Source organism: Hylemonella sp. W303a, assembly GCF_046452315.1.
GTDB lineage: Bacteria > Pseudomonadota > Gammaproteobacteria > Burkholderiales > Burkholderiaceae_C > Hylemonella.
The window spans coordinates 312118-337963 of record NZ_JBKFDG010000002.1; the positions used below are offsets into that span (position 1 = coordinate 312118).

The window sequence follows — 25846 nt, forward strand, 5'->3', positions numbered from 1 at the left end:
CGGAGTTATTTGCCGTTATCGTCGACGAAAATTTTCACAAATCGCTTACGGTCAACCGTATAAGCAATTACGTCGTTTTTGCACAGCTCAACCGAAACTGGCTGTCCAATGTTCTCGCTCAAAACGGCCTTTCCAAGGCTCCGCGATTTGACATGCTCTAGATAGTGCCAATGGCTGCCATGAGCAAAAAAATCCTGTCCTGCCTTCTTGACAACTCCTTGAACTGTCTTTTGTTCTCCATTGCGTTGCAAGCAACTTTGGGCGCGCTCCACGGCCTGATCGTATTTTCGATTTCCAAGAAAAGAAACCCAAAACATGATTAAGAGGCCAACAAGCACCATAACAATCTCGACTCTGGTCTGAAGACTGCGACCCTGCGACAAGTTTTCCGATTTCTCTTTCGACATTTTCGAATCAAGCGCCCCCCGGGCGGATTTTTCTTGAGCCACTTGGTTACCCCGCCAGGTCAAAGACGATCAGTATGACCTTCAAGCTCTCTGAAAGAAGGAGGCGCTATATCAAAGTGAGCTACCTACCTCACTTCAACTGCGCCAACGCCGCCTGCAGACCCGCCACCCCACCCACGCGCTGGTCGTTGATGAAGATTTGCGGCATCTGGCGCACGGACGGGCCGCACTTCTCGTAGAACGCGAGGCGCTCGGCCTCGTCATCGATGCGGATTTCTTCGAAAGGCAGCGAGCGGCTCTTGAGCAGCATCTTGGCTGTGTCGCATTGCTGGCAGGCGGATTTTGAATAGACAGTGATTTTCAGGTTCATGCCCGTGAGTCTAGCGAGGGCGCGATTCGCACGGGCATCGAGGCCCCTTTCGATGGCTTCGCTGATCTGCGATACGCGCGGCGATTGCTCCTGGACGACTTGGGAGCTTTCGTGCATGCGGACTGCCCGCGCACAATTTCCGCTTCACCGAGCGCACCGCCGGCGCGCTCCTGCCCCCGGGCACTAATAGGACGCCCAATCCGCATCGGCTTCTGCGGTGGCTTCAGCCTTGGCGACCGCGACGCGCTGGCTCGGCAACGCCGTCCGCGCGGGCTCGATCTTTGCCGTGGGACTCCTCTTCAAGGTTGACGGCTTCCAATGCGTCTGTGGAGGAGCGTTCACCATCGCCGACTCTTGAACAGAGGCACGATGGCTCACCCCGCCGGTGTCTTGCGCGGAGATTTTGAAGACCCCGACGGTTTCAACCAAATCCTTCGCTTGAACTTCGAGGCTGGCTGCGGCTGCCGCCATTTCTTCAACCAGCGCCGCGTTTTGCTGCGTGGTCTGATCCAGGTTGCCGATCGCTTCACCGACTTGGTTGACCCCCGCGCTTTGCTCCGCGCTGGCTGCGCTGACCTCTGCCACGATGTCGGTGACGCGGCGTATGCTGTTCACCACTTCCTGCATGATCTGTCCGGCTTGGTCAACTTGGGTGCTGCCTTGCTCCACTTTCGCCACGCTGGTGGTGATGAGTTCCTTGATTTCCTTGGCGGCTGCGGCACTACGCCCCGCCAGCGCACGCACTTCGCTAGCCACCACCGCGAAACCTCGACCTTGTTCACCGGCGCGCGCGGCTTCCACCGCCGCATTGAGGGCCAAGATATTGGTCTGGAAGGCAATCGCGTCGATGACGCCGATGATGTCGGCGATGCGCTGGCTACTGTGGTGGATATCCTTCATGGTCTCCACCACCTTGCCCACCATTTCACCGCCTTGCGTGGCGACACCACTGGCGCTCTTGGCGAGCTGGTTTGCCTCGGCGCAGCTTTCGGCGGTTTGGCGCACCGTCGATCCCAGTTCTTCCATGCTCGCAGCTGTTTGTTGCAGCGAACTGGCTTGGCTCTCGGTTCGGCTCGACAGGTCTTGATTGCCGCTGGCGATTTCGGCGCTGGCGTTTGACACGGAATCGGAGCTGTTGCGGACCTTGCCCACGACACGAATGAGAGACTCTTGCATGCGAGACATGGCATTGAGCACCTTGCCAACCTCGTCTTCGCGCTGAACCTGCACGCGCTGCGTTAAATCGCCTTCGGAAATCTTGCTCGCGATGTGCAGTGCGTGTTCCATCGGTCCAACCAATGCACGAATGACGCTGTGCGCGGTCCATAGACCCAGGACGACCAAAATCAGCACCCCACCGGACATCAAGGTGGTGGCGATGGAAGCCGAAGAGCCCGCCTTGTCAGCGGCATCTTGCATCAATTTTTCCTGACCCGATGTCATTTCCCCCAGGGCCTTGAGCATCTCTCCTTGTTGGGCCGTTAGCTCGTTGAGCAGCAAGGAGAAGGCCTTTTCTTTGTTACCCTCATCGGCCGCCTTCAATGCAGCGACCCGGTTGCTGCGATAAATCTCACGCGCTTTCTTCACGCGATCGAGTGATTCACGCCCCGCAGGATCTGATATGGATTTATCCAACTGATCAAGAAAACTGTTGGTTTCCTTGCCGTTGTCGTCTAGCTTTTTCTTGAAATTTTCTTTTTGAGCGGCATCGTCGGCAATCACGTAGTCACGCAAATGCCGCGATGTATCCAGCATGTTGACCTTGATCGAATTCAGAAGTTTGACCGTGACCATGCGGTCTCGAGTCAGTTCATCCAAAGTTCTGTTGAGGTTTGCGAGGGTAACGATGGTGTTGATGCCGATCACGACGCTGATGGTCAAGATGAAACCAAAACCCCAAACCAAGCGCCGTTTCATCGTCCAGCTTTTCATGGTGCCTCCTTGTTGAATCGACAGAACAGACTCCTGCCCGCTGGCGGAAATCCTGTGCCGATTCATTCTCGGATTGGGTTAAAACACTGGGAAGGGTGTTCCGGTTTGAAAATTTGCATCACGCCCGACACAGGGAGTGTTCACAACTCCCCCATCCAATCCCAAAGAAAGCCTCGCTTGAGCACACCAGCAACGCCCTCCTCCCGAGGCTCGCCGCGACAGCGGGTGGGCAAGCGCCGCTCGACTCCCGCGCGCAAGTCTGCGCCCTCGCTTGCCGATTCGGTTGCCGACTCGGTTGCCGACTCGGTCGCGACAGAGCTTGCAGCGCAACTCAACTTGGGCCCGAAATCAGCGCAAGCGCTGATCGCGGCGGGCATCACGTCCCTCGCCGATCTGCGCAGCCTGGGCTCTGTCGCGGCCTATGCCAGGGTGAAGCAGCACACGCCCCAGGCCACGCTCAACCTATTGTGGGCGCTGGAAGGCGCGTTGTCGTCCTTGCCGTGGCAAACCGTGGCTCGAGAGCACCGAACTAGCCTGCTGCTCGCGCTGGAGCAGCACCAGAACGGCGGCTGAGCCGTCGACACACAGCTCTCGCATCGGCACGCAGACCGAAAGCACGCTGCCCTGGAACGAGCAGCTTCAGGCGCCCAGTGGGTCGATCGCGCAGGCCTTTCGGGCCGCTTGCACGATGCTCGCCGCATCCACACCAAAGTGTTCACGCAAGGCGGCTCGCGTGTCGCTGCGGCCAAAGCCGTCAGTGCCCAAGGTGGTGTAGCTGCGACCCATCGGCAGATAGGCCCGCACGCTCTCCGGCACGGCACGCACATAGTCGGTGGCGGCGATGATGGGGCCGTGGCTCGCTCGCAGTTGGTCAGCCACGAAAGGCGTGGCGCCTTCGGACACAGAGGCCAGACCGTCGCGGGCCAATTCACTCCAGCTCGTGACGCTGTACACGTCCACGTGGAACCCTTGCTCCGCCAGCTGTTGCGAGGCTTGGATGACCTCGGTCAGGATCGCGCCTGAACCCATCAGCGTGACCTGCGGTTTTGCCGTGGCCGCTGACGTCGCCCTGGGCCGGTCGCGTGCACGCGTTTTGTCTCCGGCATCGCCAGCATCGTTGCCATCGCCGTCGCCGTCGCATGAGTAGCTCCTGAATTTGTAGCATCCACGCACGGCATCCGATGCCGACCCCATTGGAAAATCCGGCTGCGCGTAGTTCTCGTTCATCAGGGTGACGTAATAGAAAACGTCTTTCTGGTCCACGAGCATCTCGTGCATGCCGTGGTCGAGGATGACGGCCAGTTCACCCGAGAACGCCGGGTCGTAGGCCTTGCAGTTGGGGATGGTGGCCGCCACCAGGTGGCTGCTGCCGTCCTGGTGCTGCAGGCCTTCGCCGCCCAGCGTGGTGCGGCCCGAGGTGGCCCCGAGCAGGAAGCCGCGTGCCCGCTGGTCCGCCGCGGCCCAGATCGCGTCCCCGACACGCTGAAAGCCAAACATGCTGTAGTAGATGTAGAAGGGCAGCATGGCCAGGCCGTGCACGCTGTAGCTGGTGGCGGCAGCCGTCCAGCTGGCGATGGCGCCGGCTTCGCTGATGCCTTCTTCCAGGATCTGGCCATCCTGCGCCTCGCGGTAGCTGAGCACCGAGCCGATGTCCTCCGGCGCATAGCGTTGCCCCACGCTGGAGTAGATGCCGACCTGCTTGAACAGATTGGCCATGCCAAAGGTGCGGGCCTCGTCCGCCACAATGGGCACCACGCGCGGCCCCAGTTCTCCGTCCTTGAGCAGATTGCCCAGCATGCGCACGAAAGCCATGGTGGTGCTCATCTCCTTGCCATCCGCCTGCAGCGCCCAGGGCGCGTAGCTGTCCAGCGATGGCACGTTCACCGGGGCGCAGTCGCTGAAGCGCCGAGGCAGGTAGCCGCCCAGTCGCTGGCGCTGCGCGTGCAGGTACCGCAGCTCGGGGCTGTCGTCGGCGGGCTTGTAGAAGCAAAGGGAGGTGACCTGCTCATCGCTCAGCGGCAGGCTGAAGCGGTTGCGAAAAGCGATGAGATCGGTCTCGTCGAACTTCTTGTGGCTGTGCGTGGTCATCTTGCCCTGGCCGGCGCTGCCCATGCCGTAGCCTTTCTTGGTGTGCGCCAGGATGACCGTGGGCTGGCCCCGGTGCGCCGCCGCGGCTGCGTAGGCGGCGTGGATCTTCACGATGTCGTGCCCGCCGCGCTTGAGGCGGTCGATCTGCTCGTCCGTCATGCCTTGGGCCAAGCGGGCCAGCTCTGGGCTCTGACCGAAGAAGGTGTCGCGGTTGTAGCGGCCGTCCTTGGCGGCGAAGGTCTGCATCTGACCGTCCACGGTGTTCGCGAAGGCACGCGCCAGGGCGCCCGTGGTGTCGCGCGCAAACAAGCCATCCCAGTCACTGCCCCACAGCAGCTTGATGACGTTCCAGCCCGCGCCCGCGAACAGCTTTTCCAGCTCGTCGATGATGCGTCCATTGCCACGCACGGGTCCGTCCAGCCGCTGCAGATTGCAGTTCACGACCCACACCAGGTTGTCCAGGCCTTCCCGAGCCGCGAGGGTTAGCGCGCTCATGCTCTCGGGTTCGTCCATCTCGCCATCACCAAACACGCCCCAGACTTTGCGGCCCGTGCAGTCCAGCAGACGGCGGTGCGTGAGGTAGCGCATGAAGCGTGCGTGGTAGATGGAGCTGATGGGGCCGATGCCCATGGAACCGGTGGGAAACTGCCAGAAGTCCGGCATCAATGTCGGATGCGGGTAACTGCAGAGGCCGCGCGCGCCCTGGCCAGTGCGCGCCAGCGGCGAGGTCAGCTCTTGCCGATAGTGGGCGAGATCGTCTTCGGTCAAACGACCTTCCAGGTAGGCCCGTGCGTACACACCCGGCGCGCTATGGGGCTGGAAAAACACGAGGTCACCCAGGCTCGCCGGGTCGCAGGCCTGCGCCGAGGCCTCGCCACGGGCCCGGAAGAAATGGTTGTAGCCCGTCTCGAACAAATCGGCCGCGCTCGCATAGCTCGCGATGTGGCCACCCAGTTCGCCATACGCTTGGTTGGCACGCACCACCATGGCCAGCGCGTTCCAACGGATCAGCGAGGCCAAGCGCTCCTCCATCGCCAGATCACCCGGGAACGGGGGCTGCACGTCCACGGCAATGGTGTTCACATACGGCGTGGCCAGCTCGGGCTGCCAGCCGATGCGCTGCGCGCGGGCCTGCTCGGCCAAGCTGTTCAGGATATGACGGGCGCGCTCGGCGCCCTGGCTAGCGATCAACGCGGCAAACGCGTCATGCCATTCGGCGGTTTCTTGCGGGTCGGTGTCGGACATGTTCATGCCCTTGAATGTAGGGAGAGACGAGCAAAATTGGCTGCCGAAATGTGCTTACCCAATCTACATCAGCAGCATAAAATGCTTCAATAATCATCATTAACGGCCCAATGAACCTCGATACCACCGATCTTCGGATTCTGGACGAGTTGCAACGCGACGGCGCACTGTCCAACGTGGAACTGGCCCGGCGCGTGCATCTGAGCCCCTCGCCCTGCCTTGCGCGGGTCAAGGCCTTGGAAGCCTCCGGCGTGATCGAGCGCTACGTGGCGATTGCCAGCGCCAACAAGTTGGGCTTGGGCTTGAACGTCTTCATCTCCATCAGCCTCAAATCGCAAAGCAAGGAGGACCTGGCTGATTTCGAGCGCCGCATCGCCGAGCACGACGAGGTGATGGAGTGTTACCTGATGACGGGGGATTCCGACTACCTCATCCGCGTGGCCTTGCCCGACATCGGCGCGCTGGAGAGATTCATCCTGGAACAGCTCAGCCCCATCAGCGGCATCGACAAGATCCGCTCCAGCTTCGCGCTCAAGCAGGTGCGCTACAAGACGGCGCTGCCTCTGCCCACCAACGCCGTGCAACGTCCGGTCTAAGCCAAGCGGAAGGACGCCACGCTGCTCACCAAGCTCTGCGCCTGATCGCGCAGGCTTTGCGCGGCGGCGGCACATTCCTCCACCAACGCCGCGTTCTTCTGCGTGGCCTGGTCGATCTGGGCAACAGCCTCGCTGATTTGGGCCACCCCACGGGATTGTTCCTCCATGGCATGGGCGATCTGCTGCATGTGGGAGGCCACGTCCCCGATGGCCACGGCCGCCTCGCTGACGGTCTCGCCCGCGCCACCGACCTGGCTCGCGCCAGCGCTGATCTCCTGCACGCTGCCCAGAATCAGCTCCTTGATTTCCTTGGCCGCCGTGGCGGAACGCTGGGCCAGCCTGCGCACTTCACCGGCCACGACCGCGAAGCCCCGCCCCTGCTCGCCCGCGCGCGCGGCCTCCACCGCCGCGTTCAACGCCAGGATGTTGGTCTGGAAGGCGATGCCGTCGATGACGGCGATGATGTCCACGATCTTGCGCGATGAGTCCTCGATGCGCCGCATGGTCTCCACCGAAGCCCCCACCGCTTCGCCACCTTGCCCCGCCACCTGGCGCGCGCGGGTGGATTGCTCGTTGGCCCGCATCACCTGCGCCGTGTTTTCGCGCACCGAGACCGTCATCTCTTGGATGGCCGAGGCAGTCTGCTGCAAGGCACTGGCCTGGGTTTCGGTGCGAGAGGACAAGTCGTTGTTGCCCGAAGCGATCTGAATCCCCGCCGAGGCGACCGATTCGGCAGCCTGCTGCACGCTGCGCACCAAGCGGCGCAGGCTTTCGTTCATGTTCGTCAGGTGCGTGAGCAACACGCGCACTTCGGTGTAGCCGCGATCGGGGTCCACCTCGCGGCTCAGGTCCCCTTGCGCCACGGCTTCAGCCAGTCGGCCCGCCACGGCCAGTCCGCCGAGCACGCGGCGAATGATGCGAGCGCAGAGCAACAACACCGCGACGGCGGCGCACACCATGGTCACCAACACCCAGAGGTGGGCCTGGCGTGCCACTTGCTCTCCTTCGCTGCGCACGACCTTGTTATGGGCTTCCAGCATGTCGCTGGGTTCAGCCAGTGTCTTTTCCAGAAGTTCAAAGGAGTCGTGGAATTTCTCCATGCCAGCCTGCGCTCCCGGGAGATCGGTCCCCATCTGGCGCAGCAGTCGGGCACCCATCTCCGCATAGGCACGTGCCTGGGGGAGAACGGCCGTGACCTTGGCGCGGATCTCCGGGGGCAGATCGATCGCTTGCAGGGCCGTCAGGTGCTGGTTGAAGGTGGCCGCGCTCTCGTCCAGTTCCTTGACCGCCTCGGCCAAACCAGCCGCGTCCTGGGCCTGGGCCGCCAGGAGACCCTGCAAAACGCTGGAACGGATGGCGTCATGCATCATGTCCGCCAGCGCCGCGTTCTGCATCGCATCGCCCATGGACGTCGCGGTGTTGAGCTGGTCGGTCATTTGCTCGGCGGCGATCCAGCCAACGGCGCCCACCACCAGCGAGCCCGCGCAGGCCAGCGCGCTCAGGGCCGACAAGGCCAGCTTCAAGCTCAATTTCATCGCCCTCTCCTGGAGTCCGGTTGTGGCGGGCAGTGTGGGCCATGCCCCGCGGGCCCGCAAGGCATGGCGCAAGGCATGAATGGCGGGAATCCGACGGCGCGGGACTGACCGCCGTCAAGAATCGAAAAAACAAGCCGGCGGGGGGTTACCAAGGCGCCGTAAAATCCCGCTCGCGCTCCGCTCATCGTGGTGGGGCGCAACCGCTAGGGGTGTTGCCGCGCGTCGCAAGACACGCGGTGACTGAGAAAGTCCCTTTGAACCTGATTGAGGTAATCCTCGCGCAGGGAAGCCGCTCCAGTTGTCCTCTCAAGACACCGCACGCTGGAGCCCAGCCCACCTGCCTACGTTATTTCGGAATTAACGCATGGCATTCGCATCGAACAAGAGCGTCAACGACGCCATCACCCCCATTTCAGCCGACCGCCGCGCCTTCGGCTTCCAAGACCACGCCTCGCTCTGGTTCAGCCTGGGCGTGGGCCTGCTGGTCATGCAGGTCGGCGCCTACCTGATGCCCGCGCTGGGCACGCGCGAGGCACTGATCGCCATCGTCGCGGGTTCCCTCCTGGGTGCCTTCCTGCTGGGCTCGGTGGCCAAGCTGGGCGCGGACAGCGGTCTGGCCAGCGCGGGCCTGATGCACGCGGTCTACGGCCGACGCTTCGCCATGCTGCCCATCGTGCTCAACATCGTTCAACTGATCGGTTGGGGCAGCTTTGAGCTGGTGGTGATGCGAGACGCCAGCGTGGCGATCACCGGGGCCTCGGCCAGCTGGGCGCCCTGGATCGCTACGCTGTTCTGGGGCGCGATCGTCGCCCTGCTGATCAGCGGCTCCATGGTGACCCTGGTGCGCAAACTGATCGCACGTTTCGCGCTGCCGCTGGTGGTGCTCTCGCTGCTGTGGCTGAGTTGGCAGTTCCTGTCGATGGCGAATGCGCAAGGTTTGGCGGCCCTGTGGAATCGTCCGGGCGAAGGCGGCATGGGTGTGCTGTCGGCGCTGGACCTGGTGATCGCCATGCCCATCTCCTGGCTGCCCCTGGTGGCCGACTACGCGCGCCATGGGCGCGACGGCAAATCGGCGCTGCGCGGCACTTGGCTGGGGTATGCGTTGGCGAACATGTGGTGCTACGGCCTGGGCGTGCTGGTGGTGCTGACGCTGCCCAGCGCCAACCTCGTCAACGCGCTGCTGCTGGCCCAAGGCGGCTTGATCGCGCTCTCGCTCATCCTGATCGACGAGGTGGACAACGCCTATGGCGACGCCTATTCGGGCGCGGTGTCCAGCCACAGCCTGCGGCCGAACAAGAGCATCCGTTTCTGGGGTTTCATCATCACCGCCGCCTGCACGGCCTGCGCCCTGGTGCTGCCCATGCACGCGCTGGAGCCGTTCCTGTTGATGCTGAGCTCGGTCTTCGTCCCGCTGTTCGGCGTGATCCTGGGGCGCCTGGCCTTCGGCGCGAACACCGTCCAGTTGCTCGCAGGCGCGCGGGCCGTGCACGTGGGGCCCCTGCTGATCTGGCTCTCTGGCATCGCGGTCTACCATGGCGCGCCGATGCTGACGCCTGTGGTCGGCTTCCAGACCGGCTCGGCCCTGCCCGCGCTGGCGTTCAGCTTCGCGCTCGCCTACCTCAGCCGCGGCAAGGCATGACGACCATGAAACGCTATGCGCGCGTGCTGTCGATCGCTGGCTCGGACAGCGGCGGCGGCGCAGGCATTCAGGCAGACCTCAAGACCATCTCGGCGCTGGGCGCCTATGGCATGACGGCCATCACCGCGCTGACCGCGCAGAACACGCAGGGCGTCACCGGCATTCACGCGGTGCCACCGGAGTTCCTCAAGGCCCAGATTCAGGCGGTGGTCGAAGACATCGGCGTGGACGCGCTCAAGATCGGCATGCTGCACGCGCCCGAGATCGTCGAAGTCGTGGCCTGGGCCATCCGCCACTACGGGATCGAACGCGTGGTGCTGGACCCGGTGATGGTGGCCACCAGCGGCGACCGGCTGATCGCTGAGGCGACAGTGAGCGTGCTGGTTGAGCAACTCTTCCCGCTCGCCACCGTGATCACCCCGAATCTGGACGAGGCGGAACTGCTGCTGGGCCACAAGATCGATGGCGTACCGGCGCTGGAAGGCGCGGCGCGCGAACTGCTGGCCTTGGGCGCCAACAATGTGCTGCTCAAGGGCGGCCATCTGCCCGGCGACGAGGTGGTGGACCTGCTGCTGACGTGCGACGGCGCACCGCTGCACCTCAAGGCCGCGCGCATTGCTAGCACCAACGTGCATGGCACGGGTTGCACGCTGTCGTCGGCCATCGCGTCCTACCTCGCGCACGGCCATGGGCTGCAAGATGCCGTGCGGCACGCCCGCACCTGGATACTGGGCGCCATCCAGGCGGGCAAGGACGTGCGCACCGGCGGTCTGAACGGCGGCGCGGGCCATGGTCCTCTGAACCACGGTTACGCGCCGGTGGTCATGCAGGTGCTGGGCTGAACGGGCGACGAACGCCGACCGATCAACGCCTTCTCGCTTCACCGCACCAACCCACAAACGCAGAAAACCAGCAACACAGAAACGCAAAGAGACCATGCCAACAGCGCGCGCTTCTTCCTCGGCCCTGGTGCTCGGCGCCGGCCTCATGGGCCGATTGCTGGCCTGGCAGCTCGCGCGCCGCGGCTGGCGCGTGACGGTGCACGAGGCCGCGCCCGCCGACGCGGCCACCGACCCCGCAGGCGTGGCCTCAGGCGCGGCCGCCCGTGTGGCGGCGGCCATGCTGGCGCCACTCGCGGAGTCGGCCATCACCGAACGCAATGTCGTCGAGATGGGACGCTATGCGCTGACCCGCTGGCCCGAGTTGCTGGCCCAACTGAGTCGGCCCGTTTTCTTCCAGCAGGAGGGCACGCTCATCCTGTGGCACCGGCAGGACGCGGCTGAAGCCCGGCGCTTCGCGCAACTGCTGCGGACCACGAACGAGCAGAACCCGCGGCTACCAACCTTGCAGACCTTGGACGCGGACGGCGTGCACGCGCTCGAACCGGGTCTGGAGCGGCGCTTCACGCAGGGGCTGTACCTGCCGGGCGAGGGCCAGCTCGACAACCGGCAACTGTTGGCCGCCTTGCTGCACGAGCTGCAGGCCCTGGGCGTGACGCTGCACTGGAACAGCCGGCGCGCGCCGGATGAAGGGCCTCGCCCAGAAGACGGCCCGGTGGACTGGGTCTTCGACTGCCGAGGTTTGGGCGCCCGTGCGCCGACGCCACCTGCTTCCGGTGGCGGTGGACATGTCACGCGCGCCGCTTTACGCGGCGACGGAGTTGGAGCGCACGCCGCTTTACGCGGCGTGCGGGGCGAGGTCGCGCGGGTCTACGCGCCCGAGGTGCAGCTGACGCGGCCCACGCGGCTGATCCACCCGCGCTATCCGATCTACATCGCGCCCAAGCAGGATCACCTCTACGTGATCGGCGCGACCGAGATCGAGAGCGATGACATGTCGCCGCCGAGCGTGCGGTCGACGTTGGAGCTGCTGAGCGCGGCCTATGCCGTGCACCCGGGTTTCGCCGAGGGACGCATCATCGAGATCGCAGCGCACTGCCGACCGGCCCTGCCGGACAATCTGCCCGAAATCCGTGTGACGCGTGGCCCCGGCGCGCCGGTCATGCGCATCAATGGCCTCTACCGCCATGGCTTCATGATCTCACCCGCTCTGCTGGACGCGGCGCTGGAGATCGTCGAGCAGGACCACCACACGCTCGCCGAGCAACTTGAACTCAGGATCGCGGCATGAAAGTGCTCATCAACCAACAAACCCATGAACTGGACGGCGACGCCACGCTGGCCGACGCCGTCGCGGCCATCGAGGCCAAGCCGCCTTTCGCGGCCGCGGTCAACACGCAGTTCGTGCCCAAGACGCAGTACACGCACCACGCGCTGCGCGACGGCGACCAGGTTGAAATCATTTCTCCCGTCACCGGCGGATGAACGGAGGCCGTATGAAGAACGACATGATCCATGACGACCCACTGGTCCTCTACGGCGAGGCCTTCCCTAGCCGTCTCCTGCTGGGAACCTCGCGCTATCCCTCGCCCGCCGTGCTGGAAACGGCCGTTCAAACCGCACAACCCGCCATGCTGACCGCGTCCTTGCGCCGCCAGGGCGCGGGCTCGGTGTCGCCGGAAAGCGGCCAGGCTTTCTGGCAAATGCTGCGCAAGCTGGGGGTGCCCGTGCTGCCCAACACGGCGGGCTGCCACAGCCCGCGAGAAGTCATCGCCACGGCGCAGATGGCGCGCGAAGTCTTCGAGACCGACTGGATCAAGTTGGAGCTGATCGGTGACGACTACACCTTGCAACCCGACACGCTCAAGCTGGTCGACACGGCAGATCAACTGCTGAAGGACGGCTTCAAGGTGCTGCCCTACTGCACGGAAGACCTGGTGCTGTGCCAACGCCTCGTGGACGTGGGCTGCCAAGCCGTGATGCCCTGGGCCGCGCCCATCGGCACCGGCAAGGGACCGGTGAACCCTTACGCCATGCGCCAGTTGCGCGAACGTCTGGAAGTCCCCCTGATCGTGGACGCGGGCCTGGGCCGTCCCTCGCACGCCTGCACGGTCATGGAGTGGGGCTACGACGCCGTGCTGCTCAACACCGCCGTGGCCCTGGCGCGTGACCCGGTGGCGATGGCGGGCGCCTTCGCCAACGCCGTGCAGGCAGGGCGCGCCGCTTACTTGGGCGGCGCGATGGACGAACAAGAAGCCGCCCAACCCTCCACGCCGGTGTTGGGCACGCCCTTTTGGCATGCATGACGAACACCCCCAGGCTACGCGCCTCGTTGGGCGCTACGCCCCACGCGCCAGCGCCAGAGGCACAGGCTCTTCGGACTGTCCAAGCCTGCACAGGCAGGCTTGGAGCCGCAGCCCTCAGCCCCTTGCAGGGGGCAACGCCAGTGGCTAAGGCTTTGCCGGTTCCACGGCGTTCCCCGTTTCAATCGCTTCTTGCGGTACAAGCTTTGCTCAACGTGAAAGCGCCATCGACGTGACAACTCTGACCACCAACGCACGCGCCATCGTCGCGGCGCACCCGGACAAGGCCATACCCGTCGTGGGTCAGCCGCAGCCGCGCTACAGCAGCGATGACCCCATCTACCGTGCCGCACTGCAAGCGGCGCTGGCGCTGGGCTTCATCGAGATCGACGCCCAATGCCTGGCCCTGGCGTGGCTCGCGCAGTCACGGCGCACCGGTCGTTTCGACCCGGATGTCTGGCCCGTCGAAGCGGTGGACTTCGGCCTGCAAACGCGTGGTGACGGTGCGCAGGCCTTCGCGGCATGCCCTGCGCGGCTGGGCGTCTACGCTGTGCTGCCCGATGCGCAGTGGGTCGGCCGCATGGCCCAAGCCGGCGTGCCCACGTTGCAATTGCGATTCAAATCCAAGGACCCGCAGGCCGTGCGGCGTGAAGTGCGCGTGGCCATCGAGGCGGTGAGCGCGGCCAACCGGCAGCGCGGCGCACGCAGCCTGCTCTTCATCAATGACCATTGGCGTGAAACCTTGGAGGTACTGTCGGGCGACGCCAGCCACCTCGAATTCCTGGGCGTGCACCTGGGCCAGGAAGACATGGACGCCGCAGCCATGGCATCGGCCTTCGATACCCTGCGGGCCTCGGGCCTGCGCCTGGGCCTGTCCACCCACGGCTACGCCGAAATGAAGCGCGCCGCCGCGCTGCGTCCCAGCTACATCGCCATGGGCGCGGTCTACCCGACCACGCTCAAGCAAATGGCCACGGCGCCGCAAGGCCCAGGCCGGCTGGCCGTCTACGCGCGACTGCTGCACAAGGCGGGCTACCCCGGCGTGGCGATCGGCGGCATCTCGGCCGCAGAGTTGCCAGTGATCCGTGCCACCGGCGTCGGCTCCCTGGCCGTGGTGCGCGCCATCACGGCCGAGGCGAACCCGGAAGAGGCGGCGGCCCAATTGATGGCAGCCTGGGACGCATAACAAAGACGCCCCCCGAACTTCAAAGGTCAGGGCACTCGCGAAGCTGACAATGCCTTAGACGCCGAGTGCGCCCTCCAGCGACCGCAACTTGGCAGTCAGGGGAGACGCAGCGTTAGCCGCTCAAGGGGGACGACAGCTCCACCCGGTTGCGTCCGGCTTGCTTGGCGCGGTAGAGCGCCGCGTCGGCGCGCGACAGGGCGGCATCCGCGGCCCCGTCGTCCGGACTCAGAATGGCGACCCCGACACTGACCGTCGCGCGGATGTGCCGCGCCCCCCAAGCCAGGGGACGAGCGGACACGGCGTCGCACAGACGCTGTGCCCAGACGCGCGCATCGTCCATGCCGCTGCCCGGCAGGATGACGGCGAATTCTTCGCCCCCCAGGCGGCCTGCCGTGTCGGTGCCTCGCAGCTCGTCGCGCAGCAGATCGGCGAAGTGGCGCAGCAGGCTGTCGCCCGCCGCATGGCCATACTGGTCGTTGACGCGCTTGAAGTGGTCCAGGTCCAGCATCAACACGCAAGCGCGCAGGGTGTTGCGGCGGCGCACGCGTTCCAGCTCGCTTTCCAGGCTCTGCATGAAATGCCGACGGTTGGCCAGTCCAGTCAGGGCATCGGTGCTGGCTTGCTCGCGCAGCTCGGCTTCGAGCTGCTTGCGCTCGGTGATGTCGATGCGGCTGCCCACCAGATAGCCGCGACTGGTGCGGTGTTCGCTGTACTGCACCCAGCGCCCGTCCCTCAGGGCCTGCTCATAAGGCAGACCGCTTGCGGAGCGACGCGCGAGCATGCGATCGGCCAGCCATGCTTCCTCGTGGCCCTGCGCTTGCGGAAACAGGCCGCTGGCCAGCGCCGCCCGCATCAGGTCCTCGAACTGAATGCCGGGCTGGTCCAGCAGGTGGCGAATCTCTTGGTAAAGATCCTTCATCGCCTGGTTGCTCATGACCAGACGGTCCTGCGCGTCGTAGATCACGATGCCCACCGAGATGCTTTCCAGCGCATCGCGCAGCAGGGCCGAGGCCTCGTCGGCTTGCCGGCGCGCCGCCATGCGCTGCACCTGAATGGCGCGCATGCGCACCAGCACGAAACTGAACAACGCCGCCAGCAGCACCACTGCGGCTGTGATGAACAGCAGTTCCCCGTGCCAGCCTTTCAAGGCATCCCGCTCGGACATCCCGACCACGGCGTAGAAGGGGTGCTCCTCCAGCTTGCGGAAGGCGTAAAGGCGGGGCAGACCGTCGAACGCCGGGGTATGGTGCGCCCGCCCAGCCACTTCACCCGCGTTGACGCGACGCTGCACCGCCTCGCCCGCCGACAGGCCAAAACTGAAGCCGGGGTCCAAGGGGTGCTGCATCAAGGGCTTGTGGGTCCGGCTGCCAAAGACGCCCAGCAGACTGTCGGGCGGCAAGTCCATCTCCATGAACCAACGCCGGAAATGCGCCAGATTCAAAGTGGCGTTGACCAAGCCGACCAGGCGGCCCGAGCCATCGCGAACCGGCGCGTAGACATCGACCGCGAGACGGTCCGCAGACATGCTGGCCATGTCCAGCGCGTCCGCGTACAGGATGTTGGCCTTGGTTTGCGTGCGCAGGACCCGCAATGCCGTCTGAGCCCCCATCTCGGACAAGGTCGCGCTGCCGGGCTGCGAAGATGTCCCGTAGAGCAGCCGGCCCGCGCGGTCCCAAACGAAGAATTGCCCCAACTCGGGAAAGCTCTCCTGATAGGAGCGCAGCAGGTTCAAGACATCGCTGGCGTGTGCGCCGCGGGCATCCTGGTTCAAGGCTGCGCGCGGCAGGCGTTGCGCGATCTGGTGCAGGCTGCTTTCCACCCGGCGCAGTCCGCCGGAAAGCTGGGCATCCAGCGTCTGCACCAAATGGTCGGCATGGTCGCTGGCACGCTCCAAGGCCAAGTCATGGCCTCGCACCAGCTGCCAAGCCAAGATCAGCACCAGCCCGGCATACCCCGAGACCAGCCAAAAGAGGGGAACACGGAGCTGGCGCATGGGCATGATCGGGTTCCCGCTTTCGGTTCAGTTCAGCCGACCCAGCGCCGCGCGTTGCGCCACAGCCGCGCCCAGGGGCTGGCCAGGCTGGGATCCAGGGGCGTCCAGCTGAACTGGATGTTGCGGAACACCCGCTCGGGGTGGGGCATCATGGCCGTGAAGCGCCCATCGGCCGTGGTCACCGCCGTGAGGCCGCCGGGGCTGCCGTTCGGGTTGGCGGGAAACGCCTCGGTCGCGCGACCCTGGTGGTCCACGAAGCGCATCGCGGGGATGGCCTTCGCCGCGTCACCGCGCCGAGAAAAATTGGCGTGCCCCTCACCATGCGCCACCGCGATCGGCAAACGGCTGCCAGCCATGCCGGCGAAGAAGATGCTGGGCGAATCCAGCACCTCCACCTGGGACAGCCTCGCCTGGAATCCGCTGGGGTTGTGGGTGAAGCGGGGCCAGGCCTCGGCGCCCGGAATGATGTCGGCCAGCTCGGCCAGCATCTGGCAGCCGTTGCACACACCCAGGGCGAAGGTGTCAGCGCGCCCAAAGAATGCCTGGAATTCCTGCACCAGACGCTCGTTGAACAGGATGCTGCGCGCCCAGCCGATGCCCGCGCCCAGAGTGTCGCCGTAGCTGAAGCCGCCGCAGGCCACGAAGCCCTTGAAGTCCGCCAGCCGCGCACGGCCCGACTGGAGGTCGGTCATGTGCACATCGTAGGCCTCGAAGCCCGCCTCGTTGAAGCAGTAGGCCATCTCGACATGCGAGTTCACGCCCTGCTCGCGCAGGATGGCGACCTTGGGCCGGGCCTGGAGCAAGGCGGGCGCCAGGCCCTCGGCCGGATCGAAGCTCAGGTGCACGTGCAGGCCCGGGTCGCCCTCGGCGACGCCCGCACCCGCGATGGCATGCTCGGCATCGGCACCGGCCGGGTTGTCGCGCAACTGGCTGATCTTCCAACTCACGCTGTCCCAGACCTGCTGCAGATCGGCGAGTTTGGCCGTGAACACGGCCTTGGCATCGCGCCAGACTTGCAGCTCGCCGACACCGGCCTGGATTTCGCCGCCGCTGGGACGGGTCTTGCCGATCACGTGGCTGTGACGGGACAACCCATGCTCGCGCAGCACGGACAGCACGGCATCGCGGTCTGCGCTGCGCACCTGCAGCACCACGCCCAGCTCCTCGTTGAACAGAGCCTGCAGCGTCAACTCATCGCGCCGCGCGCTGACCTGCTGCGCCCAGTTCTTGGCGTCGCCCGAATCCATGCGGCTGTCGCTGATGCCATCGCCCTCGGTGACCAGCAGGTCCACGTTCAGCGCGACGCCAACCTGACCGGCGAAAGCCATCTCGGCCACGGCAGCCAACAGACCGCCATCGCTGCGGTCGTGGTAGGCCAGGATGCGGCCCTGCGCGCGCAGGGCGTTGACGGCCTGCACGAGTCGGACCAGGTCCTGCGCATCATCCAGGTCGGGCACGTCGTCGCCGGTCTGATCCAGGGTCTGAGCCAAGATGCTGCCGCCCATGCGCTTGCGGCCCCGGCCGAGGTCGATGAGCAGCAGAGTCGTGTCGCCCTCGCGCGCCAGCTGCGGCGTGAGGGTACCCCGCACGTCGGGCAGGGTGGCGAAAGCCGAGACGATGAGGGAGACCGGCGACGTGACTTTCTTCGCAGCGCCAGTTTCATCCTTCCACTGCGTGCGCATGGACAGGCTGTCCTTGCCCACGGGAATGCTGATGCCCAACGCGGGGCACAGCTCCATGCCGACGGCGCGCACCGTGGCGTAGAGGTCGGCATCCTCGCCCGGTTCGCCGCAGGCGGCCATCCAGTTGGCGGACAGCTTGACGCGGGGCAGCTCAATGGGCGCGGCCAACAGGTTGGTGATGGCCTCGGCCACGGCCATGCGACCCGAGGCGGGCGCGTCCAGCGCGGCCAGCGGCGTGCGCTCGCCCATGCTCATGGCCTCGCCCGCGAAGCCCGCGTAGTCGGCCAGCGTGACCGCGCAATCCGCCACCGGGATCTGCCAAGGACCGACCATTTGGTCACGGTGGGTCAAACCGCCCACGGTGCGGTCGCCGATGGTGATGAGGAAGCGCTTGGAGGCGACGGTCGGGTGCGCCAGCACGTCGATCACGGCACGCTGCAGGGTGACGCCGCTCAGGTCGAGCGGCTTGAACTGGCGCGCGATGCTTTTGACGTCACGGTGCATCTTGGGCGGCTTGCCTAGCAGCACGTCCATGGGCATGTTGACCGCAGCCCCCACGCTCCCCACTGCGTGTGGTTCGCTGCCCCCAACCGCAGGCTTGCCCTGCGCTTCGCTTGGGGTGGGGCCGCGCAGGCCTTGGGACGGCCCGGCGCCGCTCACGCCAACTTCATCCGACAAGACCAATTGCCGCTCCTCGGTCGCCACGCCCACCACCGCGTACGGGCAGCGCTCACGCTCGCAGAAAGACTTGAACTGTTCGAGCGATTCCGGCGCAATGGCCAGCACATAACGCTCCTGGCTTTCGTTGCACCAGATTTCCTTGGGGGCCAGGCCGGACTCTTCCAGAGGTACGGCACGCAGATCAAAGCGCGCGCCACGGCCCGCGTCGTTGGTGATCTCGGGGAAGGCGTTGGACAGTCCTCCCGCGCCCACGTCGTGGATGGCGAGGATGGGGTTCCGATCCCCTTGCGCCCAGCAGTGGTTGATGACCTCTTGCGCGCGGCGCTCGATCTCGGGGTTGCCGCGCTGCACGGAGTCGAAATCCAGCTCGGCCGCGTTCGCGCCCGTGGCCATGGAACTGGCCGCACCGCCGCCCATGCCAATCTTCATGCCGGGGCCGCCCAGTTGAATCAGCAGCGTGCCAGCGGGAAACAGAATTTTCTTCGTCTGCGTCGCGTCGATGGCACCCACGCCGCCCGCGATCATGATGGGCTTGTGGTAACCGCGTTGCACCGCGTCGACATCGCTCGTGACCGTCTGCTCGTACTCGCGGAAATAGCCTGCGAGGTTGGGGCGGCCGAACTCGTTGTTGAAGGCGGCACCGCCCAGCGGACCCTCGATCATGATCTGAAGGGGGCTGGCGATGTGCTCGGGCTTGCCGCCCGGTTGATCCGACCAGCCACCCCAGAGCTTGGAGACCGTGAAGCCCGTCAGACCCGCCTTGGGACGCGAGCCGCGCCCGGTCGCGCCCTCATCGCGGATTTCACCGCCCGCGCCGGTGGAGGCTCCAGGGAAGGGTGAAATCGCCGTCGGGTGGTTATGGGTCTCCACCTTCATCAGCACGTGGCTGTGGGCAGCCGACTTCTGATAGGCCGGCACGCGCAGTGGGCCTTTTCCATCCTCGCCCTTGCCCGCGTCGAAGCGCGCCACGAAGCGCTCGATGGCCGTGCCTTCCATGATGGAGGCGTTGTCCGAATACGCCACCACCGTGTGCTGCGGGCTGGTCTGGTGGGTGTGGCGAATCATGCCGAACAGGCTCTTGGCCTGCTTCTCGCCGTCGACGGTGAACTCGGCGTTGAAGATCTTGTGGCGGCAGTGCTCGCTGTTGGCCTGCGCGAACATCATCAACTCCACGTCGGTGGGATTGCGCTTCAAACCCTTGAAGGCGGCTTCGAGGTAATCGATTTCGTCTTCCGCCAGGGCCAGTCCCCAGTCGGTGTTGGCGCGCTGCAGCGCGGCCTTGCCGCCGCCCAGCACATCCACGTGGTCCATGGGCGCGGCTTGCAAGGCCGTGAACAAAGCCTGGGCCTGCTCGCGACTGGCCAGGGCGCTTTCGGTCATGCGGTCATGCAAGAGGGCCGCGAGGCGCCCCAGTTGCTCGGCGCTCGGCGCGGGGGCCTGGCCCAGCAGGCCCGACTTGAGCGTGAAGCGGAACTCCACGATGCGCTCCACACGGTGCAATCCGCTGCCGCCCAAGCCACAGTTGCGCGCAATGTCGGTGGCCTTGGAGGCCCACGGCGACACGGTCCCCAGGCGCGGGGCCACGACCACCAGGGCACCTTCCTGCGTGCCTCCGTAAGGCTCGCCATAGTCGAGCAGAGCGGCCCAGCGCTGCCGGTCGGCCGCGGCCAGCGGGGATTCGGTCGCCACCAGGTGCACGTACCGCGCGGCGACGCCGCTGATCTTGTCGTGAATGGCCTGCAGACGGGGCAACAGCTGCTGGGCACGGTAGGGGCTGAGGGCGCTGCCGCCTTCGAAGGAAGTGATGTGGAGGGTCACCGTCGTGGCCTGTGGAGAGGAGAGTGTGCGAGCCGCCGCCGCCAGGTTCTGGCGGCACTCAAGCAGGGAGGAAAGCCTGCGATTTTACCCTCCCGCCCCCTCCGCGGCCGGCCCGGCGCGCCACCCAGGGCGGGATACGCGCCCCCGATGGCGAAGGAGGATAATTCGCCCCATGAGCATCACCTACAAAGACGAGGCCGGCATCGCCGGAATGCGCGAGGCCTGCCGCCTGGCCTCTGAAGTGCTGGACTACATCACCCCGCACATCCAGCCCGGCATCACCACCAAGGAAGTCGATCGTCTGGCGCTGGAATGCATGAAGGCGCAAGGCACGGTGTCGGCCACCATCGGCTACCAACCGCCGGGCTACCCGCCCTATCCCGCGCACCTGTGCACCTCGGTCAACCATGTGGTGTGCCATGGCATCCCGAATGACAAGCCGCTCAAGAAGGGCGACATCATGAACGTGGACGTGACGGTGATCACCAAGGACGGCTGGTACGGTGACAACAGCCGCATGTACCTGATCGGCGAAGTGTCCATCGCCGCCAAGCGCTTGTGCGCGCTGACCTACGAGGCCATGTGGATGGGCATCGAGCAGGTCCGCCCCGGGGCGCGGCTGGGCGACATCGGACACGCCATCCAGAAGTTCGCCGAGGGTCACGGCTTTTCCATCGTGCGCGAGTACTGCGGCCATGGCATCGGCAAGGTCTTCCACGAGGACCCGCAAGTGCTGCATTACGGCCGTCCGGGCACGGGCGAGGAACTCAAGCCCGGCATGACCTTTACCATCGAACCCATGATCAACGCGGGCCGCCGCGAGGTGAAGGAACTCAACGATGGCTGGACCATCGTCACCAAGGACCATTCCCTCTCCGCGCAGTGGGAACACACGGTGTTGGTCACGCCCACGGGCTATGAAGTGCTCACGCTGTCGGCAGGCAGCCCGCCCCCGCCCGCCTTCGTGAAGAACCTCACCCCTGCCCAGCAGGACAAGGTGCCTGCCTGACCCGGGCTGCGCGTGCAACCCGCGTCTCACTCCTCCCCTCCCGTCCCGTCCTCGCAGGAACCGTCGCCATGAAAGCGGCCACGCCCCAGGCATTGCGCCAGCAGTTTCAGGCCCGCAAGGCCGAGGCCCTCGCCGCGATTGGCGAGGGTGGCACCTCCACGCGAGGCGTGCATGGGGTGTTGCGCCACCTGGCACGACTGGCTGACGACACACTGCAGACCCTGTGGGAGCAAGCCGGTTTCGGTCCTCGCCCCACCTTGGTCGCCGTGGGTGGCTTCGGCCGTGGGGAGCTGTACCCGGCCTCGGACATCGACGTGCTGCTGCTGCTGCCCACGGGCTGGGTGGTGGATGGCCCGGGCGCTGACGAGGCGCTGCGCCAGCGCATCGAGACCTTCATCAGCGGCTGCTGGGATGCGGGACTGGAAATCGGCTCCTCGGTGCGCACCATCGACGAATGCCTGGCCGAAGCCGAGAAGGACGTGACCGTTCAGACCGCGCTGCTGGAGTCGCGCGCCATCTGCGGCAACGCCACGCTCTACCGCAACTTCCAGCGCCGCTTCAAGGCCGCGCTGGACCCGCAAGCCTTCTTCGTCGCCAAGACACTCGAATTGGAGCAGCGACACAACAAGTTCGAGGACACGCCCTACGCCCTGGAGCCGAACTGCAAGGAAAGCCCCGGCGGCCTGCGTGATCTGCAAACCATCCTCTGGGTCGCACGCGCGGCCGGTTATGGCAAGAGCTGGGATGAACTCGCGCGCAAGGGCTTGGCCACGCCTTTCGAGGTCCGCCAAATCAAGCGCAACGAGTCCATGCTGGCGCTCATCCGCCTGCGCCTGCATCTGACGGCAGGCCGACGCGAAGACCGGCTGGTCTTCGACCTGCAAACGGCCGTCGCCGCACGCTTTGGCTACGGGTCAGACTCATCGGAAGTCAAGACCAAGGTACGCGCCAGCGAGGCCTTGATGCGCCACTACTACTGGGCCGCGAAGGCCGTGACCCAGCTGCGGCAAATCCTGCTGCTCAACATCGAGGCGCAGCTCAATCCCAAGACCCAGGCGCCCGTGCCCATCAACGAGCGCTTCCTGGACCGGGGCGGACTGATCGAGGTGGCCGACGACCGGCTCTACCTGAATCACCCGCACGCCATCCTCGAAACCTTCCTGGTCTACCAGACCACGCCCGGCCTCAAGGGCTTGTCGGCGCGCACGCTGCGCGCGCTTTACAACGCGCGCAACCTGATGACCGCGAAGTTCCGCAAGGACCCGGTGAACCGCGCGACCTTCCTGCAAATCCTTCAACAACCGCAAGGCATCACGCATGCGATGCGGCTGATGAACCAGACCTCGGTGCTGGGTCGCTACCTGTGGCCCTTCCGCCGCACCGTCGGGCAAATGCAGCATGACCTGTTCCATGTCTACACGGTGGACCAGCACATCCTGATGGTGCTGCGCAACATGCGCCGCTTCTTCATGGCCGAGCATGCGCACGAGTACCCCTTTTGCTCGCAGTTGGCCGCCGCCTGGGACCAACCCTGGATCCTCTACACCGCCGCGCTCTTTCACGACATCGCCAAAGGCCGAGGCGGCGACCACTCGGATTTGGGGGCCGAGGAGGTGCGTCACTTCGCGCGAGACCACGGCATCTCACGCGAGGACGCGGCGCTGATCGAATTCCTGGTGCGCGAACACCTGTCGATGAGCCGCATCGCGCAGAAAAGTGACCTCAGCGACCCGCAGGTGATCGCCGATTTCGCGCGCCACGTGGGTGACGAGCGCCACCTGACCGCGCTCTACCTGCTGACGGTGGCCGACATCCGCGGTACGTCGCCCAAGGTCTGGAACGCCTGGAAAGGCAAGCTGCTGGAGGACCTGTACCGCTACACCCTGCGCGTGCTGCGCAGCGGCCAGGACGGCCCCGCCCCGGCACCCCACGCGGAAATCGAGGCCCACCGCCACGCGGCGCTCGCGCAGTTCCGCGCCGATGAAACGCAGGCGCCGGCCGAGGCCCACGACGCCCTGTGGAAAACGCTGGACGTCAGCTACTTCATGCGCCACGATGCCGACGACATCGCCTGGCACACGCAACAGCTCTGGCGGCATGTGGGGTCGGGCGAGACCCTGGTGCGCACACGCCCCTCGCCCGCGGGCGAAGGATTTCAAGTGCTGGTCTACACACCGGACGCGCCCGACCTGTTCGCCCGCATCTGCGGCTACTTCGACCAGAGCGAGTTCAGCATCCTCGATGCGCGCATCCACACCGCCCGCAACGGCTATGCGCTGGACACCTTCCAAGTGGTCGCACCCGGCGCGCAGCAGGCGCGGGATGCCGAGCCTTCACCAGCGATTCTTTCCCAGGTGGAAAACCAGTTGCGCCGCACCATCACCGAGGCAGGCCCCTTGCCCGCGCCTAGCAAAGGCCGCCTGTCACGGCGCGTCAAACATTTCCCCGTGATGCCGCGCGTGAGCCTCAAGCCCGACGAAAAGGCGCAGCGCTGGCTGCTGAGCATCACGGCGAGTGACCAGACCGGTTTGCTCTACAAGATCGCCCGCGTGCTCGCTCAACACCGAATCAACCTGCAACTGGCCAAGGTCAACACCCTGGGTGAACGGGTGGACGACACCTTCCTGATCGACGGCCCGGAGCTGCAGAACAACCGCGCTCAGATCGAGATCGAGACCGAGTTGCTGGACGTGTTGGCTTCCTGAGCCGGAACTGGCCGCACCGGCCCACTGCACACCCCTACTACACGGCACTATCGCCACAGCTTTCCGCACAGCCCTCGGTACACAAAGGCTTGCGTCGGGGCCTCAGGTCGGGTGCCCAAGGACTCCAGCGAGACGGCGAGTTCCACCGCGGGGAAGAACACCTGCTCCGCAGACTCGGCCAGTGACACGTGCGTCCACGCTGAGTTGGGCAAGGGTCCGATCGCCGTGACGGTGCCTGCCTTGTCGATGCGCCACAAGTACAAGGTCCGTCCATCAGGCACAGCCACCGGACTGAGCTGTTTCACATCCACCACCCGGCTGTGCCGCAGACTGGAAATGACCAAGCCGGGTTGCCCCTGGGGCGTTCCCAGCACGCCCACGTAACTCGCAGGCAACTGCGTGCCACTGTCTTGCAAGTCGCCGTCTCCCAGGACCTGCGCCTGCCACACCCTGGGCGCGAGCACGCCCATCATCAGCCCCAAAGCCAGAGCGCCCGCCGGCACGGGCGCGAGCAGGCGATGCCACCATGACAGCGCGGCCCTCTGAGGTGCCAGCGTCACGGAGGCGATGCGGCGCCAAAGACGAGCGCTGGGCGATTGAGGTGGCAAACGTTCATGCAGGGGCGACAGGCGCTCCGTCCAAACGTTCACCGCCGCCGCCAATGCGGGTTGACCTTGCATGACGTTGTCGAAGCGCCTGCGCGCGCGACCCTGCAAGGTGCCCGCCACGTACGCGGCGGCCAGCGAGTCGATCACGGAGGGGTTGTGGTACCAGTTCATGCCATGGCCTCCATGCAGCCCTTGAGTCGCATCAAGCTGCGCCGAGTCCAGGCTTTGATGGTGCCCAAAGGCTTCTGCATGCGTGCGGCGATTTCCATATGGGTCAGGCCATCGTAAAAGGCGAGCAAGAGGGCACGCTTGGGCTCGTCCTCCAGACGGCCCATGCAGCGCCCCAACTGGGCGTCGTCCTCGTTCGCCAGCAATTGATCCATGGGCGACGCGCCCTCGGCGGGAACATCGTGGGTCGACTCTTCGCCAAACTCACCACGCGCTTGTAGCGGCTCTTCAGGTTCGCGCTTGCGCAGCAGATCAATAGCCCGGTGGCGCGTCACCACGCACAGCCAAGCCAGCGTCCGGTGCTGCCCCGGCGCGGCCACGAGCGATTGGTTCCACAGCGTGACGAAGACGTCTTGCAAGACGTCCTCGGCCATGGCGCGGTCCTGCGTCACGCGCAGGGCAACCGCCAACAGCCGAGGCGCGGCCAAGCGATACAGGGCCTCAAACGACGGGGCATCGCGCAGCGCCACCCGCGCCAACAAGCGGCTTACTTCGTCACGGTCATCCATACGGCGGGACCCCAAAGGTACAAGTGAGGCCGAGCATAAGGCACGGCCGGTGACATCCGCGCCAGGCCGGCCGCGACATCGGAGATGGGCCGTATCGGTTCAAACGTGCTTCAAGGCTTGACCACATGCCAAACGCCACCTTGGCCGTCGCCCTTGCGATCGCCAGACTGGGTGTCGCCCACGTAGTAATACAGCGGCTTGCCGTTCACGGTCCACTGGCGGTTGCCCCCACCCGCGTCGATCAGACCGAACTCACCCTTGGCAACCGCTTCGGGCTTGGCAATGAATGCTGGCCAGGCGGCGAGACAGCCACCGCTGCAATTGCTCTTGCCAGGTTGATCCTTGTCGAAGGTGTAAACGGTGCGCCCGCCGGCGCCGGTCAGCACGCCATCACGCGCGACCGGCTGTGCGTGAGCCACGCTCGTGAAAACGGCGAAGAGGGTGCACGCGGCGGCAAAGACGATTTTTTTCAT

General features: G+C 65.5%; 20 protein-coding genes and 1 riboswitch. Of the genes, 10 read left to right on the top strand and 10 right to left on the bottom strand.

What is annotated here, in order from left to right:
- Nucleotides 1–5: 5 nt before the first annotated feature.
- The 3 genes from ACLBKS_RS05115 to ACLBKS_RS05125 form a co-directional block, all read right to left on the bottom strand.
- Complete coding sequence (locus ACLBKS_RS05115) at nucleotides 6–449, bottom strand: hypothetical protein (RefSeq protein ID WP_410191713.1); 444 nt, start codon at nucleotides 447–449, stop codon at nucleotides 6–8.
- A gap of 88 nt (nucleotides 450–537) precedes the next feature.
- Nucleotides 538–777: a glutaredoxin family protein gene (locus ACLBKS_RS05120; protein WP_035611270.1), complete on the bottom strand. Its 240-nt coding sequence runs from the start codon at nucleotides 775–777 to the stop codon at nucleotides 538–540.
- A gap of 183 nt (nucleotides 778–960) precedes the next feature.
- A complete protein-coding gene (locus tag ACLBKS_RS05125; protein WP_410191714.1) occupies nucleotides 961–2709 on the bottom strand; it encodes a methyl-accepting chemotaxis protein in 1749 nt (582 codons plus the stop codon).
- A 177-nt stretch (nucleotides 2710–2886) separates the two neighbouring features.
- Here ACLBKS_RS05125 and ACLBKS_RS05130 point away from each other — a divergent pair, with 177 nt between their 5' ends.
- On the top strand, nucleotides 2887–3282 hold the full coding sequence (locus ACLBKS_RS05130; protein ID WP_410191715.1) for a TfoX/Sxy family protein: 396 nt from the start codon (nucleotides 2887–2889) through the stop codon (nucleotides 3280–3282).
- A 66-nt stretch (nucleotides 3283–3348) separates the two neighbouring features.
- Here ACLBKS_RS05130 and aceE read toward each other — a convergent pair whose 3' ends face one another.
- Nucleotides 3349–6048 (bottom strand): pyruvate dehydrogenase (acetyl-transferring), homodimeric type, encoded by a 2700-nt coding sequence (gene aceE, locus ACLBKS_RS05135; protein ID WP_410191716.1) that lies wholly within the window; start codon nucleotides 6046–6048, stop codon nucleotides 3349–3351.
- Between the two features lie 104 nt (nucleotides 6049–6152).
- On the opposite strand from aceE, the gene ACLBKS_RS05140 reads away from it, so the two are divergent.
- The gene (locus ACLBKS_RS05140; RefSeq protein ID WP_410191717.1) at nucleotides 6153–6638 is read left to right on the top strand and encodes an Lrp/AsnC family transcriptional regulator; all 486 of its coding nucleotides are present in this window, start codon (nucleotides 6153–6155) and stop codon (nucleotides 6636–6638) included.
- On the opposite strand, the gene ACLBKS_RS05145 is transcribed toward ACLBKS_RS05140, so the two are convergent.
- A complete protein-coding gene (locus ACLBKS_RS05145) occupies nucleotides 6635–8173 on the bottom strand; it encodes a methyl-accepting chemotaxis protein (RefSeq protein WP_410191718.1) in 1539 nt (512 codons plus the stop codon). The two genes, ACLBKS_RS05140 and ACLBKS_RS05145, sit on opposite strands and share 4 nt — an antisense overlap.
- A gap of 195 nt (nucleotides 8174–8368) precedes the next feature.
- A riboswitch (TPP riboswitch) is annotated at nucleotides 8369–8477 on the top strand.
- Between the two features lie 60 nt (nucleotides 8478–8537).
- Between ACLBKS_RS05145 and ACLBKS_RS05150 the strand changes: the two genes are divergently transcribed.
- From ACLBKS_RS05150 to ACLBKS_RS05175, 6 genes are all read left to right on the top strand, one after another.
- Nucleotides 8538–9812 (top strand): purine-cytosine permease family protein, encoded by a 1275-nt coding sequence (locus ACLBKS_RS05150; RefSeq protein ID WP_410191719.1) that lies wholly within the window; start codon nucleotides 8538–8540, stop codon nucleotides 9810–9812.
- A 5-nt stretch (nucleotides 9813–9817) separates the two neighbouring features.
- Entirely contained in the window at nucleotides 9818–10654 is an 837-nt protein-coding gene (gene thiD / locus ACLBKS_RS05155; RefSeq protein ID WP_410191720.1) for a bifunctional hydroxymethylpyrimidine kinase/phosphomethylpyrimidine kinase, read from the top strand.
- 94 nt (nucleotides 10655–10748) lie between these two features.
- Complete coding sequence (locus ACLBKS_RS05160; protein WP_410191721.1) at nucleotides 10749–11942, top strand: FAD-dependent oxidoreductase; 1194 nt, start codon at nucleotides 10749–10751, stop codon at nucleotides 11940–11942.
- Complete coding sequence (gene thiS / locus ACLBKS_RS05165; RefSeq protein WP_410191722.1) at nucleotides 11939–12136, top strand: sulfur carrier protein ThiS; 198 nt, start codon at nucleotides 11939–11941, stop codon at nucleotides 12134–12136. Before ACLBKS_RS05160 ends, thiS begins: the two co-directional genes overlap by 4 nt.
- A gap of 23 nt (nucleotides 12137–12159) precedes the next feature.
- Entirely contained in the window at nucleotides 12160–12957 is a 798-nt protein-coding gene (locus tag ACLBKS_RS05170; RefSeq protein ID WP_410191723.1) for a thiazole synthase, read from the top strand.
- Between the two features lie 229 nt (nucleotides 12958–13186).
- Nucleotides 13187–14140 (top strand): thiamine phosphate synthase, encoded by a 954-nt coding sequence (locus ACLBKS_RS05175; RefSeq protein ID WP_410191724.1) that lies wholly within the window; start codon nucleotides 13187–13189, stop codon nucleotides 14138–14140.
- Nucleotides 14141–14252: 112 nt separating this feature from the next.
- Here the strand turns inward: ACLBKS_RS05175 and ACLBKS_RS05180 are convergent, their stop codons facing one another.
- Nucleotides 14253–16133: a diguanylate cyclase gene (locus ACLBKS_RS05180; protein ID WP_410191725.1), complete on the bottom strand. Its 1881-nt coding sequence runs from the start codon at nucleotides 16131–16133 to the stop codon at nucleotides 14253–14255.
- A gap of 32 nt (nucleotides 16134–16165) precedes the next feature.
- A complete protein-coding gene (purL, locus tag ACLBKS_RS05185; RefSeq protein ID WP_410191726.1) occupies nucleotides 16166–20314 on the bottom strand; it encodes a phosphoribosylformylglycinamidine synthase in 4149 nt (1382 codons plus the stop codon).
- On the opposite strand from purL, the gene map reads away from it, so the two are divergent.
- The gene (gene map, locus ACLBKS_RS05190; protein ID WP_410191727.1) at nucleotides 20301–21323 is read left to right on the top strand and encodes a type I methionyl aminopeptidase; all 1023 of its coding nucleotides are present in this window, start codon (nucleotides 20301–20303) and stop codon (nucleotides 21321–21323) included. The genes purL and map overlap by 14 nt on opposite strands.
- Nucleotides 21324–21391: 68 nt before the next feature.
- Nucleotides 21392–24028 (top strand): [protein-PII] uridylyltransferase, encoded by a 2637-nt coding sequence (locus ACLBKS_RS05195; RefSeq protein ID WP_410191728.1) that lies wholly within the window; start codon nucleotides 21392–21394, stop codon nucleotides 24026–24028.
- 47 nt (nucleotides 24029–24075) lie between these two features.
- On the opposite strand, the gene ACLBKS_RS05200 is transcribed toward ACLBKS_RS05195, so the two are convergent.
- From ACLBKS_RS05200 to ACLBKS_RS05210, 3 genes are all read right to left on the bottom strand, one after another.
- Nucleotides 24076–24807 carry an anti-sigma factor domain-containing protein gene (locus ACLBKS_RS05200; protein ID WP_410191729.1) on the bottom strand — a complete coding sequence of 244 codons (732 nt, stop codon included), beginning with the start codon at nucleotides 24805–24807 and terminating at the stop codon, nucleotides 24076–24078.
- Nucleotides 24804–25373, bottom strand: coding sequence for a sigma-70 family RNA polymerase sigma factor (locus ACLBKS_RS05205; protein WP_410191730.1), 570 nt, complete (start codon nucleotides 25371–25373; stop codon nucleotides 24804–24806). Before ACLBKS_RS05205 ends, ACLBKS_RS05200 begins: the two co-directional genes overlap by 4 nt.
- A 110-nt stretch (nucleotides 25374–25483) precedes the next feature.
- Nucleotides 25484–25846, bottom strand: coding sequence for a hypothetical protein (locus tag ACLBKS_RS05210; RefSeq protein ID WP_410191731.1), 363 nt, complete (start codon nucleotides 25844–25846; stop codon nucleotides 25484–25486).

Coding starts and splice junctions, on each gene's coding strand:
- thiD (WP_410191720.1), top strand. CDS start 9,818: ATGAAACGCTATGCGCGCGTGCTGTCGATCGCTGGCTCGGACAGCGGC.
- ACLBKS_RS05200 (WP_410191729.1), bottom strand. CDS start 24,807: ATGAACTGGTACCACAACCCCTCCGTGATCGACTCGCTGGCCGCCGCG.
- ACLBKS_RS05140 (WP_410191717.1), top strand. CDS start 6,153: ATGAACCTCGATACCACCGATCTTCGGATTCTGGACGAGTTGCAACGC.
- ACLBKS_RS05210 (WP_410191731.1), bottom strand. CDS start 25,846: ATGAAAAAAATCGTCTTTGCCGCCGCGTGCACCCTCTTCGCCGTTTTC.
- ACLBKS_RS05145 (WP_410191718.1), bottom strand. CDS start 8,173: ATGAAATTGAGCTTGAAGCTGGCCTTGTCGGCCCTGAGCGCGCTGGCC.
- ACLBKS_RS05205 (WP_410191730.1), bottom strand. CDS start 25,373: ATGGATGACCGTGACGAAGTAAGCCGCTTGTTGGCGCGGGTGGCGCTG.
- ACLBKS_RS05195 (WP_410191728.1), top strand. CDS start 21,392: ATGAAAGCGGCCACGCCCCAGGCATTGCGCCAGCAGTTTCAGGCCCGC.
- aceE (WP_410191716.1), bottom strand. CDS start 6,048: ATGAACATGTCCGACACCGACCCGCAAGAAACCGCCGAATGGCATGAC.
- map (WP_410191727.1), top strand. CDS start 20,301: ATGTGGAGGGTCACCGTCGTGGCCTGTGGAGAGGAGAGTGTGCGAGCC.
- ACLBKS_RS05120 (WP_035611270.1), bottom strand. CDS start 777: ATGAACCTGAAAATCACTGTCTATTCAAAATCCGCCTGCCAGCAATGC.
- thiS (WP_410191722.1), top strand. CDS start 11,939: ATGAAAGTGCTCATCAACCAACAAACCCATGAACTGGACGGCGACGCC.
- ACLBKS_RS05180 (WP_410191725.1), bottom strand. CDS start 16,133: ATGCGCCAGCTCCGTGTTCCCCTCTTTTGGCTGGTCTCGGGGTATGCC.
- ACLBKS_RS05170 (WP_410191723.1), top strand. CDS start 12,160: ATGATCCATGACGACCCACTGGTCCTCTACGGCGAGGCCTTCCCTAGC.
- ACLBKS_RS05125 (WP_410191714.1), bottom strand. CDS start 2,709: ATGAAAAGCTGGACGATGAAACGGCGCTTGGTTTGGGGTTTTGGTTTC.
- ACLBKS_RS05150 (WP_410191719.1), top strand. CDS start 8,538: ATGGCATTCGCATCGAACAAGAGCGTCAACGACGCCATCACCCCCATT.
- ACLBKS_RS05160 (WP_410191721.1), top strand. CDS start 10,749: ATGCCAACAGCGCGCGCTTCTTCCTCGGCCCTGGTGCTCGGCGCCGGC.